The sequence below is a fragment of the Stenotrophomonas sp. PS02301 genome (assembly GCF_029959485.1).
Taxonomy (GTDB): Bacteria; Pseudomonadota; Gammaproteobacteria; order Xanthomonadales; family Xanthomonadaceae; genus Stenotrophomonas; species Stenotrophomonas maltophilia_Z.
On record NZ_JASCOO010000102.1, the window covers coordinates 1 to 15,046 of the forward strand.

A 15,046-nucleotide genomic window follows, 5' to 3' on the forward strand; every position below is an offset into this window, starting at 1 on the left:
GGCCGTCAGCGCGGTAAACCCGGCCGCTACGTGGTTGACGGCCAGCGGCCGTCACTACCGGTTGGGGCGTTTCGTTCAGCAGCACCGGGGCATGGAAATCATTTGACGCCGGCCCCGGCACCCCGCAGAATCGGCCCCAGAAGGGGAGTAGCTCCCAGACGTTGTCGCCGTCAATTCGAGCCCGCAGGCTCCGGTGCAACGGCAGTCCCACCCATCGGGACTGCGAGCGAGACCTTCGCCGTATGGCGAAGCTCTGTCCCTGGATCCCCCCGATCCTCCGTTGCAGATCCTCGCCATCCGGCTTGAGGCACTCTATTTTTTCCAACGGATAAACCCAATGCAGACGATCGGTAATGTGTGGTTGTGGGGCGGCTTCGGCGCGGTGGTGATCATCGCGCTGCTGGTCGACCTCGTCTTGATGCGACACGGCGGCCCACACAAGGTCACCTTCAAAGAAGCCCTGTGGTGGTCCATCGGCTGGGTCGCCCTCGCCCTGGCCTTCAACGGTGGCCTCTGGTACTACCTGAACGAGACCGCCGGCCAGGTGGTGGCCAACAAGGTCGGCCTGGAGTTCCTGACCGGTTACCTGGTCGAGAAAGCCCTGGCTGTGGACAACATCTTCGTGTTCCTGATGATCATGGGCTACTTCGCGGTGCCCGAGGAACAGCGCCAGAAGGTGCTGATCATCGGCATCCTGGGCGCGATCGTGCTGCGTACCATCATGATCTTCGCCGGCAGCGTGCTGCTGACCAAGTTCCACTGGCTGCTCTATGTGTTCGGCGCGTTCCTGCTCTTCACCGGCTGGAAGATGTGGTTCTCGGCCGGCAGCGAGCCGGATCTTGAGACCAACCCCGCCCTGCGCTGGATGCGCAAGCGCCTGCGCCTGCTGCCCGACTATGCCGGCAACGCGATGAGCGTCATGCGCGATGGCAAGCGCTGGTTCACGCCGCTGTTCGTGGTGCTGATCCTGATCGCGGTGACCGACGTGATCTTCGCGGTGGACAGCATCCCGGCGATCTTCGCGATCACCACCGACCCGTTCATCGTGCTGACCTCCAACGTCTTCGCGGTGCTGGGCCTGCGCGCGATGTTCTTCCTGCTGGCCGGCATGGCCGATCGCTTCCACCTGCTGCCGTACGGCCTGGCCCTGGTGCTGGCCTTCATCGGCATCAAGATGATGCTGATCGACCTCTTCAAGATCCCCACCCCGATCTCGCTGGGTGTGGTGGCGGTGATCATCGCCGCGACCGTGGTGCTGAGCCTGAAGAATCCGCCGAAGGAAGGCGGCCACGCCTGACCGACCGTGCCGCCTGCGGGATTGTCCCGCAGGCGGTACCTCTCTCTCCCACGACGTTGCCCTTGTGTTCATCCGGGGCGACGCCATCCCTAAGGGTATGAACGCCAACCTGCCCCAGCCCACCGGCGCGCCGCCGGTTCCGTCCCGCAACGACCGTGGTGGTGTACTGCGGGCGTTCAACCTGAGCCTGGCCTTCGTGCTGCTGCTGGTCGCGGTGTATACCGCCCAGGGCCATGTCGACTGGCGTCCGTGGGCGGTTGCCCCGCTGGACAAGGCCGGCCTGCTCGGCATTCTCGGTGCCCCGCTGCTGCACGGCTCGATCCAGCATCTGGGCGCCAATGCGGCGGCCCTGCTGATCCTCGGCACCTTGGCCGGCAGCGTCTATCCCAAAGCCACCGTGCGCGCGCTGCCCCTGTTGTGGGTCGGCTCGGGGCTCGGTGCCTGGCTGCTCGGCGATCTGGGCAGCCGCCATCTGGGCGCCAGTGGCATCACCCACGGCCTGATGTTCCTGGTGTTCGTGCTCGGCCTGCTGCGCCGCGACCGGCCAGCGATCGCGGCCGGGCTGATCGCCTTCCTGTTCTACGGCAGCATGCTGCTGACCATCCTGCCGCACGAGCCGGGCGTGTCCTGGCAATCGCATATGGGCGGTGCCTTCGCCGGCATCATCAGCGCGCTGCTGTTCCGCCTCTCCGACCCGATGGCGCCGCGCAAGCGCTACAGCTGGGAGGACGAGGAAGAGGATGACATCGAGGCAGCGCGCGATGCCGATCTGGAGCCGCCCTCCCCGACCGGCGTGCCGGTGCTGTGGCAACCGCGCGAGGGCCGCGACTTCGTGGTGCTGCCGTTCCGGCGGCGCGATGAAGGGTCATCGCTGGACTGACCGGCAACGCATCTGATGGCGTGGCTCTACACGCTCAGGGATTGGCTGCGGTCGTGCCATCCCCATCCCCATCCACCGCACGCCGGCCCAGCGCCGGGTCATCGGTGAAGAACGCATCGATGCCGGTGGCCAGGTAGGCCCGCATCTCGGCCACCGAGCCTTCGGCATTGCGGGCATTCGGCTCGCCGCTGCGGAACTCCGCGGCCAGGAAGGAGTTCTCCGGCCGGAACGTATACGGCACCACCATCAACCCGGCTGCATGTGCATCGCGCACCAGCGAGGTCGGGGTGCCCAGCTTCCCCTGCGCATCCAGTGGAATGACCATGCGCAGGCTCGGGCCGATGCCGTCGGCGTAGGTCGCGACCTCGCGCAGTCCCGCCGGGGTGATCAGGTCGGCATAGCGCTGGCTGCCCTTGGCCGCGAGTACGTCACCGGGCTGCTGCTTGGAATCGCCGAGCAACTGCAGCAGGCGGATGTTGCTGTCGCGGCCGAGCTTGCCGCGCAGGTACCGCAGGTTGCCGACCTCGAAGGACTGGATCGTCACCGGCGCCACGCGCGTGTAGGCGTTGCCCTGCAGCGCGGCGACCACCTTGTCTTCCATCGGCAGGCCGATGCTCCTGAAGTAGGTGCCGTGCTTGATCTCCGGTACCAGCCCGATGCCGCGGTTGGCGCGCCCGGCCTGCTGCACCAGGAAGGCGATGATCTCATCCAGCGTGGCGATGCGGAACTGGCCGTCGAACGCGGTGCTGCGCAGCTGCGGCAGACGCTCGCGGGCGTAGAGGGTCTTCAGTTCGGCCAGGGTGAAGTCTTCGGTGAACCAGCCTTCGATGCGCTCACCGTCGATGCTCTTGACGGTCTTGCGGCTGGCGAACTCCGGGTGCGCGGCCACATCGGTGGTGCCGCCGATCTCGTTCTCGTGGCGCGATACCAGCACGCCGTCCTTGGTCATCACCAGGTCCGGCTCGATGTAGTCGGCGCCATCGGCGATGGCCTGCGCGTACGCGGCGAGCGTGTGCTCGGGCAGCAGCGCACTGGCACCGCGGTGGCCGTAGACGGCGGCCTTGGCCGGCGTGGAGGAAGACGATTCAGCGCTCATGGCCACCGATGGTGCCACGGCCAGCGACACCAGCAACACACATCCCCACAACTGCTTGGACACTGCAAATCCCTGTCGATAAAGATCACGGTCAGTCTGCTGCAAGGGTGTGACAGCGCGAAGAAAGGCGTCCGCCTACTTCCCGATACAGAAGCTCGAGAAAATCCGCCCCAACAGGTCATCGGCGCTCATCCGTCCGGTGATCTCGCCCAGCGCCTCATGGGCCAGGCGCAGCTCCTCCGCCGCCAGCTCCAGGTGCTCGTGGACCAGCTCCGATTCGGCGCGTTCGGCATGGCCGATCGCCTGGCCGATCGCCTCCACATGGCGGGCACGCGCGGAGAACTCACCGTCCACGCTGTCGCCGGCACTGCCGCTGGCCAGCGCGCGCAGGCGTGCGTGCAGCTGATCCAGCCCGAGGCCGGTCGCGGCCGAGACATGTACCACGTCCGCAGGAGCGTCGGACGGCATCGCGGCCAGCAGATCGCTCTTGTTGTGGATCCACAGCTGCTGCGGCACGTCCGCGATGCTGTCGCCCACGGCGTCGCGGCCGGCCTGCGGCTCGCGCGCATCGACCACCACGATGGCCAGGTCGGTGCGCTGCATCTCCGCGCGCGCCCGGCGCATGCCTTCGCGCTCGATCGCATCGCCGCCTTCGCGCAGACCGGCGGTGTCGACCAGGGTCAGTTCCAGGCCATCGATGCGGATGGTCTCGCGCAGGGTGTCGCGGGTGGTCCCGGCGATGTCGGTGACGATCGCCCGCTCGCTGCCGGCCAGTGCATTGAGCAGCGAACTCTTGCCGGCGTTCGGCGGCCCGACCAGGACGGCATGCAAACCGTCGCGCAACTTGCGGCCGCGTTCGGCATCCTCGCGCAGCCGGATCAGCGCCTGCAGCGCGGTGACCAGGCCACTGCGGACCTGCGCGCCGCCGAGGGTATCGAGCGGTTCGTCGGCGAAGTCGATCGCTGCTTCCACGTGGATCCGCAGCAGAACAAGCTGTTCTGCGACCTCGTCCACGCGGCGCGAGAACACCCCGTCCAGCGAGCGGCGGGCCGCGCGCGCTGCGCGGGTATCGCTGGCGGCAATCAGATCGGCGATCGCCTCGGCCTGGGCCAGGTCGAGCTTGCCGTTGAGGAAGGCCCGCTCGCTGAACTCACCCGGCCGCGCCTGCCGAGCCCCCAGCGCGATGCAGCGCGCGACCAGCTGCTGGAGCACCACCGGGCTGCCATGCCCCTGCAGTTCCACCACTTCTTCGCCGGTGAAGCTGTTCGGCGCCGGGAACCACAGCGCGATGCCGTCGTCGATCACCTCGCCGGCCGCATCGCGCAAGCGCGCGTAATGCGCATGGCGTGGCTGCATCGCGCGCACGCCGATCGCCTCGGCGATGGGCCGCGCCTGCGGGCCGGACAGCCGCAGCATGCCGACGCCGCCCGCGCCGGGCGCGGTGGCGATGGCCACGATGGTGTCGGGGGCATGGGTCATGTCGGGCTCACTGCAGCGTGCGGGGAATCATTGGGCATTCTACGGACCGCACGGTTGGCCGGGCCGCAGATGCAGAAAACCCGCCTTGCGGCGGGTCTCCTGTGTGGCTTACTTCTTGGCGGTGACGACCGGCAGCGGATCGCTGCCATGACGCTTGGTCATCCACCACTGCTGGAGCAGGCCCAGGCCACCGTTGACGACCCAGTACAGCACCAGACCAGACGGCATGAAGGCCATCATGACGCCGAACACCAGCGGCATCAGCTGCATCATCTTGGCCTGCATCGGGTCCATGCCCGGTGCCGGGGTCAGCTTCTGGGTGGCCCACATCACCGCCACGTTGATCACCGGCAGGATGAAGTACGGGTCACGTGCGGTCAGATCCTGGATCCAGCCCAGCCACGGGGCCTGGCGCAGTTCCACCGATTCCACCAGCACCCAGTACAGCGCGAAGAAGATCGGCATCTGGATGAGGATCGGCAGACAGCCGCCCATCGGGTTGATCTTCTCTTTCTTGTACAGCTCCATCATCGCGGTCTGGAACTTCTGGCGGTCATCGCCATAGCGTTCCTTGAGCTGCGCGATGCGCGGCTGGAAGCGACGCATCTTGGCACCGGACTTGTACTGCACGGCCGAGAGCGGATACAGCACCAGCTTCAGCAGCACCACCAGGCCGACGATCGCCCAGCCCCAGTTGTTGACGACCTTGTGGACCTGGTTGAGGACCCAGAACAGGCCCTGGCCGATGATCGCCATCAGCGAGAAGCGGCTGTAGTCGACCACGCGGTCCAGGCCCTTCACGTCTTCCTTGGCGATCAGGTTGACCAGCTTCGGGCCGACCCACAGGCGGGCTTCGGTGCTGACCTGCTGGCCCGGGGCCACGGTGAAGGCCGGGCCACGCGCTTCGATCTGGTCGCGGCCGTTGTTCTGCGCCAGCGAGTACTGCGCGGCCTGGTCGGCCTGCGGAATCCACGCGGTGAAGAAGTGGTGCTGCAGCATCGCCAGCCAGCCGCCGGTGATGGTGCGGTTGAGATGGCCGTCGTCCAGGTAATCCTTGAACGCGCGGCGCTCGTATCCGTCCTGCGGGCTGAACCAGGTCGCGCCGTTGAAGCTGAACGAGTCCGGGTTGGTCATGCTGCGCGAGAGGATGGTCGGGGTGCGGTCCAGGGTGCGGAACACGTAGCCGCTCCACGGGGCGCTGCCGCCGTTGACCACTTCATCCTTCACCGTGATCGCGTACTCATTACGACCCAGCGAGTAGGTGCGGCGGATGGTCACGCCGTTCGGGCCGGTCCATTCGAACGGCACCGTGACCTCGTCCTGGCCCTTGGCCAGCACGAAGTCGTGGTTCTCACCGACCAGCTTGAAGCCGTTGGCGGCCGGCACCGGCATGGTCTTGTCTTCGCTGATCCAGCCACTCACCGCGCGGTACGGGTGGGTCGCCTCTTCGGTCAGCAGGCGGACCGGCGGGCTGCCTTCTTCCTTGGTCTGCGGGAACTGCAGCAGCTCGGCATCCAGCACCGTGCCACCGTCCAGCACCAGACGCAGCACGTCGGTGGTGATGGTCACGCGGGCCGGACCGGCCTCGGTCTGTGCGGCCGGCTGTGCCGCCGGCAGGGAGCCGTCCGCCTGGGGCACGGGCGCACCGGGGATGCTCCCGGCAGCCGCACCCGGCACGCTGGCCTGGGTGGTCTGGGTGGCCACGGCCGGGGTCGGCGGCGCGGCTTTATCGCGGCCCCACTCCATCCACAGCAACACGGCCACCATCAGCCAGGCAAAAATCAGGAAAACGCGGGTCTGGTTCATCAGCGTGCAGGCTCGACGGGGCCGGCACGCAATGCCGGCTCGGACTGGGAAAGGGGTGCAACGCCCAGGGGCGGCGGCATTGTGCCGTCCGCGCCCGGCATGGGCAATGCGCCAAGGCGGCGCAGCAGGCGTTCAAAGGCCTGGCGGATATCTGAATTGCTGGCGGTACGGGCGGCACTGCGGGCAACGACGACGTAATCGCCGGCACTCATCCACGGCCGTACGTGGCGTGTGGCATCGCGCAACACACGCTTCACTCGGTTGCGACCCACGGCTCGGGGATCGACTTTGCGCGACACGGCAAGACCCAACCTGGCTGGCGTATCGCTCTTCAGCCAGTGCAGGGTCATCAGCGGATCGGACACACGGCGGGCGCCGTTGAAGACCGTTGTATATTCGGCACGCGTACGAACCCGCGCAGAGCGAGGAAATCGCTTGCGCGGGTCGGAACTGCTCACAGTCAGGATTGCGTCTGCCGCGGAAAGCGGCATTGCAATCAAGCGCTCAGGACTTTACGGCCCTTGGCGCGGCGACGCGACAGGATCTTGCGGCCGTCAGCGGTCTTCATACGGGCACGGAAGCCATGGTCGCGCTTACGCTTGAGGTTGCTGGGTTGGAAAGTGCGCTTGGTGGCCATGCGGGCCTCTATATGAAGGGGACGGAAAGAACCGGAAATTCTATAGACCTCATCGAGGTCCCGTCAAGTGTCTGTCACTACGGGAATTCACCGGGCTGTGCAATAGCTGTGGATCGTTTTGTGAATAACTTTGGGACAACCATTCCCGGCCCCCCTCGTCGGTGGTAGTCTGCGCCATCCATTCTTCCCCCCTTCCGGCCTGCGGTGCGGCGCTTTTGTTCGCCTATCCGCTGGCCCCAGACGATTATTGCCGATGGATGCCTGGTCTCGTTCTCTCGAACGCCTTGAAGCGGAGTTTCCGCCCGAGGATGTTCACACCTGGTTGAAGCCGCTGCAGGCAGATCTGCGCGCGGACAGCCTGGTGCTTTATGCGCCAAACGCCTTCATCGTCGACCAGGTGCGCGAGCTGTATCTGCCGCGCATCAAGGAGCTGCTGGCGCACTTCGCCGGTTTCGGCGACGTTTTTCTTGAAATCGGCTCGCGTCCGCGTCCGGTAGAGGCGCAGATCGCGCCGATTCCGGGCCTGTCCGCACCGGCGGCGCCGGCCGAACCCCTGGTGCCGTTCGCCGGCAACATGGATTCGCACTACACCTTCGCCAACTTCGTGGAAGGCCGCAGCAACCAGCTGGGGCTGGCCGCGGCGTTCCAGGCGGCGCAGAAGCCGGGCGACCGCGCCCACAACCCCTTGCTGCTGTACGGCGGGACCGGCCTGGGCAAGACCCACCTGATGTTCGCGGCCGGCAATGCGATGCGTCAGGCCAACCCGGCGGCCAAGGTGCTGTACCTGCGTTCGGAACAGTTCTTCAGCGCGATGATCCGTGCGCTGCAGGAAAAAACCATGGACCAGTTCAAGCGCCAGTTCCAGCAGGTCGACGCGCTGCTGATCGATGACATCCAGTTCTTCGCCGGCAAGGACCGTACCCAGGAAGAGTTCTTCCATACGTTCAACGCCCTGTTCGACGGCAAGCAGCAGATCATCCTGACCTGCGACCGGTACCCGCGCGAAGTCGAGGGCCTGGAAGCACGGCTGAAGTCGCGCCTGGCCTGGGGCCTGTCCGTGGCGATCGAGCCGCCGGACTTCGAGACGCGTGCAGCGATCGTGCTGGCCAAGGCCCGCGAGCGTGGCACCGATATCCCCGACGATGTGGCGTTTCTGATTGCCAAGAAGATGCGCTCCAATGTCCGCGACCTCGAAGGTGCGTTGAATACCCTGGCCGCACGCGCCAACTTCACCGGCCGTGCGATCACCACTGATTTCGCCCAGGAAACCCTGCGCGACCTGCTTCGCGCCCAGCAGCAGGCGATCAGCATTCCCAACATCCAGAAAACCGTGGCCGACTACTACGGGCTGCAGATCAAGGATCTGCTGTCCAAGCGTCGGACCCGGTCGCTGGCCCGTCCCCGTCAGGTCGCCATGGCCCTGACCAAGGAACTGACCGAGCACAGCCTGCCGGAAATCGGCGACGCCTTTGCCGGCCGGGACCACACCACGGTGCTGCATGCCTGCCGGCAGATCCGGACGTTGATGGAAGCGGACGGCAAGTTGCGGGAAGACTGGGACAAGCTGATCCGGAAGTTGAGCGAATGATGCATGTACGCCGCTAAGGCGTCATCGCATAAAACGGTGCAGAATCCGGTAGTAAGCGAGGTATAGGTTGTGGATAAAAAAGCCGGCGGATTCGACGGTAAAGTTATCCACACCTTTCCCCACCCCTTGGGGGCTAGTAATGCAGAGGGTTTCGCGGTCAAAAATCCTATTGTTTACAAAGGCTTAGTCGTGTTTTCCCGCGATTCTGGCCCTACCAGCACCACCAAGCTTTTGATTTATTCCACATTTTTTTAAAGCATAGGGGCACGGAACCACATGCGTTTCACACTGCAGCGCGAAGCCTTTCTCAAGCCGTTGGCACAAGTCGTCAACGTGGTCGAACGCCGCCAGACCCTGCCGGTTCTGGCTAATTTCCTGGTTCAGGTCCAGAACGGACAGCTCTCGCTGACCGGTACGGACTTGGAAGTGGAAATGGTGTCGCGGATCGCGGTGGAAGATGCCCAGGACGGCGAGACCACCATCCCCGCCCGCAAGCTGTTCGAGATCATCCGCGCCCTGCCCGACGGCAGCCGGATCACGGTCTCGCAGGCCGGTGACAAGATCACCGTCCAGGCCGGGCGCAGCCGCTTCACCCTGGCAACGTTGCCGGCCAACGACTTCCCGTCTGTCGACGAGGTCGAAGCAACCGAACGCGTGGCCATCGGCGAAGCGACCCTGAAGGAACTGATCGAACGCACCGCGTTCGCGATGGCCCAGCAGGACGTGCGCTACTACCTCAACGGCCTGCTGTTCGACCTGCGTGGCGATGCCCTGCGTACCGTGGCGACCGACGGTCACCGCCTGGCGCTGTGCGAAACCGAGCTGGAAAAAGCCAGCGGCGCCAAGCGTCAGATCATCGTGCCGCGCAAGGGCGTGACCGAGCTGCAGCGTCTGCTGGAAAGCGGCGATCGTGAGATCGAGCTGGAAGTCGGCCGCAGCCACGTTCGCGTCAAACGCGATGACGTGACCTTCACCTCGAAGCTGATCGACGGCCGGTTCCCGGATTACGAGGCTGTGATTCCGATCGGTGCCGACCGTGAAGTGAAGGTTGATCGCGAAGCCCTGCGTGCCTCGCTGCAGCGCGCTGCGATTCTGTCCAACGAGAAGTACCGCGGCATCCGCGTGGAAGTCTCGCCGGGCAACCTGAAGATCAGCGCGCACAACCCGGAGCAGGAAGAAGCCCAGGAAGAGATCGAGGCCGATACCACGGTCAGCGATCTGGCGATCGGCTTCAACGTGAACTACCTGCTGGACGCGTTGTCCGCACTGCGCGACGAGCACGTCGTCATCCAGCTGCGCGATTCGAACTCCTCTGCCCTGGTCCGTGAGGCCAGCAGCGAGAAGTCGCGTCACGTCGTGATGCCGCTGCGCCTGTGACCTGAAACGCGCAGGTTCCACGTGGAACCGAGTGGTTCTGAGAAGCCCGGCATTGCCGGGTTTCTTTTTGGGCGGGGGAACGATGTTCCACGTGGAGCATTTGTCTGGGGGCTCGGGCTTTCGCCGTCGCCGTCGCCGTCGCCGTACTGTTGGTTTGATCATTTGCCGACGCAGCCCAACTCACGTGGACGGACGCCAAGTAGCAAAACCGACACGTTGGCAACGAGCCTTCAAGCCTTCCATCCGCCGAGACGGTGATTACGTTCGGCTCCCGCTCCCTGGGTTGGTGCGACACCAGACGGGGTCAGCGAAAAATGGAGATCGACTGCTGTCGCGCTTGTCGATTCTGCCTGCGTCAACCGAGCGAACTGCGCAAATTGCTCGTCTGCTCCGAAGCGCTGTTGCACCCGGCTTTCAGACCGCTGGATCACAGCTCTATGCTTTTAAAAACTGTATATAAATCTAAAGCTTGGTGGTGGTGGTAGGGCCAGATTTGGTTGAAAAGTAGGTTAAGTGGTTGGTTTTAAAGAAAAATATAGGCTCGAAACCCCCGGTAAAACGGGGTCTGAGCCTGGGGGTGATCCTGTGGATATCTTTCGAGGTGGTGCAAGAGGCCTTTTTTATCCACAGATTGCCCATAGGCTGTGCATAAGCCATACAGAGCGGGTGTGGACAGTCTCGTTTGGGTCTGCGCGCGTTGCTTGGGTTCTACACTGGGGCGATTGAACCTCACGTCCAGATTTAAAAAAAAACAGCGCACCGGCCGCGTCCTGGCTCGCAAGGCGGGCAAAAAACGGTGCAAATTCGTTGAAATCTGCAGCACCTCAGTGCTGCGTAGGTCGCAGATTTGAAGAAATTCAGCCGCCTCCGGCGGGCCATGCGGCGGTAAACGGAGGTTTCACGTGGCGGTCCTGGCCGCGGCGCTGACGTCGGCGGCCGACATCGCGCTTGTCTGTCCCAATGACCGTTGGCGCCACCCGAAATGGACGCATGGCAGACCGAGCCGCCACCGCGCTGAACACCGGGACAGACTGATCGGCTCCTTCCGCGCTCGGCGACGGGTCAGGTACCCACCCGCGGCGCGCGGCGCATCCGGCCACGTGGAACCCGGGCAATGCAGTAAGCTGATCTATTCCCCCTACCCGTCTGCCGCCCCGTGCGGCGTTGATCGTCCGCATGCGCATCCGCCGTTTGTCCCTGCACCAGGTCCGTCGCTTCGATACCGTCGAACTGGCACCACAACCGGGCATCAACCTGATCACCGGTGACAATGGCGCCGGCAAGACCAGTGTCCTGGAGGCGCTGCACGTCATGGCGTATGGACGCAGTTTTCGCGGCCGTGTCCGGGATGGCTTGGTACGCCAGGGCCGGGAGGCGTTGGATGTGTTCGTGGAATGGGATGAGCAGCGCGATGGTGCCGATACCCCGACCCGTCGCAAGGCCGGTCTTCGCCATAGCGGCCAGGAGTGGAAAGGCCGACTGGACGGGGAAGATGTCGCTCAGCTCGGCACGCTGTGTGCCGCACTGGCGGTCGTCACCTTCGAGCCAGGCAGCCATGCGCTGGTGAGTGGCGGTGGTGAGCCCCGTCGGCGGTTCCTCGATTGGGGTTTGTTCCACGTGGAACCAGACTTCATGGGTCTGTGGCGCCGGTACTCGCGGGCTCTAAAACAGCGCAATGCCCTGCTCAAGCAAGGTGGACACCCCCATGCGCTGGATGCGTGGGACCGGGAGCTCGCCGAGGCCGGTGAGCCGCTGACCACCCGCCGTCAGCACTACCTCGAACGGCTGCAGGAACGGACCGTGGAACTGGCCACCGTACTGGCGCCCAATCTGGGGATCCAGTCGCTGAGTTTGAGCCCAGGGTGGCGCAAGCAGGAGGTATCGCTCTCCGACGCGCTGCTGCTGGCACGGGAACGTGACCGGATGGCCGGCTATACCTCGGTCGGCCCGCACCGGGCCGACTGGAGCGTCGGATTCGAGACCATTCCGGGTCGGGATGCACTCTCGCGCGGCCAGGCCAAACTGACCGCCCTCACCTGCCTGTTGGCGCAGGCCGAGGACTATGCTGAGCAGCGCGGCGAATGGCCGGTGATCGCGCTGGACGATCTTTCGTCAGAGCTGGATCGCCATCACCAGGCGCGGGTGCTGGAACGGCTCAAGGCCGGCCCGGCGCAGATATTCATCACCGCCACCGAGGTACCGGCGGCGCTGGTCGGCGCGACAGATATCACCCGGTTCCACGTGGAACATGGACAGGTCCTGGCTGTGCCATAGTGGTCCCCCAGGGGTCACGGTGCCCGGCTGGTATAATTGCTGTTGCAACCCCTTATTACTCGGCGCCCCGCCTCATCGCGGCGGCCCGACCTGCGGAGCCTACGGCAAGCGCAATGACTGAAGAACAGAACATCCCCGCAAACAGCGGCAACTACGACGCCAACAGCATCACCGCCCTGGAAGGCCTCGAGGCTGTCCGCAAGCGTCCTGGTATGTACATCGGCGACGTCCATGACGGCACCGGTCTGCACCACATGGTGTTCGAGGTCGTCGACAACTCCATCGACGAAGCCTTGGCCGGCCACGCCGACAATGTCTCGGTCATGATCCACGCCGATGGCTCGGTTTCGGTGTCGGACAACGGGCGCGGCATTCCCACCGGCAAGCACGAGCAGATGAGCAAGAAGCTCGATCGCGAAGTCTCTGCAGCCGAAGTCGTGATGACGGTGCTGCATGCCGGCGGCAAGTTCGATGACAACAGCTACAAGGTGTCCGGTGGTCTGCACGGCGTGGGTGTCAGCGTGGTCAACGCGCTCTCGCAGAAGCTGCTGCTGGATATCTACCAGGGCGGCTTCCACTACCAGCAGGAATTCGCTGACGGTGCTGCGGTCAACTCGCTCAAGCAGGTCGAAGCCAGCACCAAGCGCGGTACTACCCTGCGCTTCTGGCCCTCGGTGAAGGCGTTCCACGACAACGTGGAGTTCCACTACGACATCCTGGCCCGCCGCCTGCGCGAGCTGTCCTTCCTCAATTCCGGCGTCAAGATCGTGCTGGTCGACGAGCGCGGCGATGGCCGCCGCGACGACTTCCATTACGAAGGCGGCATCCGCAGCTTCGTGGAGCATCTGGCGCAGTTGAAGACGCCGCTGCACCCGAACGTGATCTCGGTCACCGGCGAATCCAACGGCATCGTGGTGGACGTGGCGCTGCAGTGGACCGATTCCTACCAGGAAACGATGTACTGCTTCACCAACAACATTCCGCAGAAGGACGGCGGTACCCATCTGGCCGGCTTCCGCGGCGCGCTGACCCGTGTGCTCAACAACTACATCGAGCAGAACGGCATCGCCAAGCAGGCCAAGATCAACCTGACCGGCGATGACATGCGCGAAGGCATGATCGCGGTGCTGTCGGTGAAGGTGCCGGACCCGAGCTTCTCCAGCCAGACCAAGGAAAAGCTGGTCAGTTCGGATGTGCGCCCGGCGGTGGAAAGTGCCTTCGGCCAGCGCCTGGAAGAATTCCTGCAGGAAAACCCGAACGAAGCCAAGGCGATCGCCGGTAAGATCGTGGACGCGGCGCGTGCACGTGAAGCGGCGCGCAAGGCGCGCGATCTGACCCGCCGCAAGGGGGCGCTGGATATCGCCGGCCTGCCGGGCAAGCTGGCCGACTGCCAGGAAAAGGATCCGGCGCTGTCCGAGCTGTTCATCGTCGAGGGTGACTCGGCAGGTGGCTCGGCCAAGCAGGGCCGCAACCGCAAGAACCAGGCGGTGCTGCCGCTGCGCGGCAAGATCCTCAACGTGGAACGTGCCCGCTTCGACCGCATGCTTGCCTCGGATCAGGTCGGTACGCTGATCACCGCGCTGGGCACCGGCATCGGCCGGGACGAGTACAACCCGGACAAGCTGCGCTACCACCGCATCATCATCATGACCGATGCCGACGTCGACGGCGCGCACATCCGTACGCTGCTGTTGACCTTCTTCTACCGTCAGATGCCGGAACTGATCGAGCGTGGCCACATCTACATCGGCCTGCCGCCGCTGTACAAGATCAAGCAGGGCAAGCAGGAGCTGTACCTGAAGGACGACCCGGCGCTGGACGCGTACCTGGCCAGTAGTGCGGTGGAGAACGCGTCGTTGATCCCGGCCGAAAGCGAGCCGGGCATCGAAGGCGTCGCGCTGGAGAAGCTGTTGCTCTCCTATGCGTCAGCGCAGGAAACCATTGCGCGCAACGGCCATCGCTATGATCGCCAGGTGCTCGAAGCACTGATCGATTTCACCCCGATGGATCTGGAGCACCTGCGCAAGGCCGGCGCCGACGAAGGCCTCGCCGCACTGGCGACCCGCCTCAACCAGGGCAGCCTGGGTTCGCCGCGCTACACGCTGGAACTGCAGGAACCCACCGAGGAGCGTCCGGCCGCGGTGCTGGTCACGCGTCGCCATATGGGCGAACAGCTGATCCAGGTGCTGCCGCTGGGTGCGTTTGAAACCGGTGAACTGCGTGCCCTGCACCAGTCTTCCCTCCTGCTGCACGGCCTGGTCCGTGCCGGTGCGAAGATCAGCCGTGGTGCGAAGTCGGCCGAGGTGGCCAGCTTCGCCGAAGCACGCAACTGGTTGCTGGACGAAGCCAAGAAGGGCCGCCAGATCCAGCGATTCAAGGGTCTGGGTGAAATGAATCCCGAGCAGCTCTGGGACACCACGGTCAATCCCGACACCCGTCGCCTGCTCCAGGTGCGGATCGAGGATGCCGTGGCGGCCGACCAGATCTTCAGCACCCTGATGGGCGACGTGGTCGAGCCGCGCCGCGACTTCATCGAAGACAACGCCCTGAAGGTCGCCAACCTGGATATCTGACACAATCGGGGACGGGCCGGCCGGGTGCGACCTGCACCC

11 protein-coding genes are annotated in these 15,046 nt (G+C 64.8%); 6 read left to right on the plus strand and 5 right to left on the minus strand.

Annotation, left to right across the window (positions count from 1 at the left end; all coding sequences use genetic code 11):
* Positions 1-337: 337 nt before the first annotated feature.
* Both QMX81_RS17870 and QMX81_RS17875 read left to right on the plus strand, forming a co-directional pair.
* Positions 338-1,297 carry a TerC family protein gene (locus QMX81_RS17870; protein WP_282263472.1) on the plus strand — a complete coding sequence of 320 codons (960 nt, stop codon included), beginning with the start codon at positions 338-340 and terminating at the stop codon, positions 1,295-1,297.
* 97 nt (positions 1,298-1,394) lie between these two features.
* A complete protein-coding gene (locus QMX81_RS17875) occupies positions 1,395-2,177 on the plus strand; it encodes a rhomboid family intramembrane serine protease (RefSeq protein ID WP_121043717.1) in 783 nt (260 codons plus the stop codon).
* A gap of 34 nt (positions 2,178-2,211) precedes the next feature.
* On the opposite strand, the gene QMX81_RS17880 is transcribed toward QMX81_RS17875, so the two are convergent.
* The 5 genes from QMX81_RS17880 to rpmH all read right to left on the minus strand — a co-directional run bounded on the left by QMX81_RS17880 (position 2,212) and on the right by rpmH (position 7,195).
* Positions 2,212-3,273 (minus strand): glycerophosphodiester phosphodiesterase, encoded by a 1,062-nt coding sequence (locus QMX81_RS17880; RefSeq protein ID WP_282263490.1) that lies wholly within the window; start codon positions 3,271-3,273, stop codon positions 2,212-2,214.
* A gap of 135 nt (positions 3,274-3,408) precedes the next feature.
* A complete protein-coding gene (gene mnmE, locus QMX81_RS17885; protein WP_121043719.1) occupies positions 3,409-4,752 on the minus strand; it encodes a tRNA uridine-5-carboxymethylaminomethyl(34) synthesis GTPase MnmE in 1,344 nt (447 codons plus the stop codon).
* 108 nt (positions 4,753-4,860) lie between these two features.
* Positions 4,861-6,558: a membrane protein insertase YidC gene (yidC, locus tag QMX81_RS17890; protein ID WP_121043722.1), complete on the minus strand. Its 1,698-nt coding sequence runs from the start codon at positions 6,556-6,558 to the stop codon at positions 4,861-4,863.
* Positions 6,558-7,049 carry a ribonuclease P protein component gene (gene rnpA / locus QMX81_RS17895; protein WP_121043725.1) on the minus strand — a complete coding sequence of 164 codons (492 nt, stop codon included), beginning with the start codon at positions 7,047-7,049 and terminating at the stop codon, positions 6,558-6,560. Before rnpA ends, yidC begins: the two co-directional genes overlap by 1 nt.
* Before the next feature lie 5 nt (positions 7,050-7,054).
* A complete protein-coding gene (gene rpmH / locus QMX81_RS17900; protein WP_006404565.1) occupies positions 7,055-7,195 on the minus strand; it encodes a 50S ribosomal protein L34 in 141 nt (46 codons plus the stop codon).
* Positions 7,196-7,448: 253 nt separating this feature from the next.
* Between rpmH and dnaA the strand changes: the two genes are divergently transcribed.
* The 4 genes from dnaA to gyrB all read left to right on the plus strand — a co-directional run bounded on the left by dnaA (position 7,449) and on the right by gyrB (position 15,007).
* Positions 7,449-8,783 (plus strand): chromosomal replication initiator protein DnaA, encoded by a 1,335-nt coding sequence (dnaA, locus tag QMX81_RS17905; protein WP_046272260.1) that lies wholly within the window; start codon positions 7,449-7,451, stop codon positions 8,781-8,783.
* Positions 8,784-9,059: 276 nt separating this feature from the next.
* Entirely contained in the window at positions 9,060-10,160 is a 1,101-nt protein-coding gene (gene dnaN, locus QMX81_RS17910; protein ID WP_121043728.1) for a DNA polymerase III subunit beta, read from the plus strand.
* Between the two features lie 1,176 nt (positions 10,161-11,336).
* Positions 11,337-12,434, plus strand: coding sequence for a DNA replication/repair protein RecF (recF, locus tag QMX81_RS17915; RefSeq protein WP_282263487.1), 1,098 nt, complete (start codon positions 11,337-11,339; stop codon positions 12,432-12,434).
* A gap of 113 nt (positions 12,435-12,547) precedes the next feature.
* Positions 12,548-15,007, plus strand: coding sequence for a DNA topoisomerase (ATP-hydrolyzing) subunit B (gene gyrB, locus QMX81_RS17920; protein WP_282263488.1), 2,460 nt, complete (start codon positions 12,548-12,550; stop codon positions 15,005-15,007).
* The last annotated feature ends 39 nt before the right edge of the window (positions 15,008-15,046 follow it).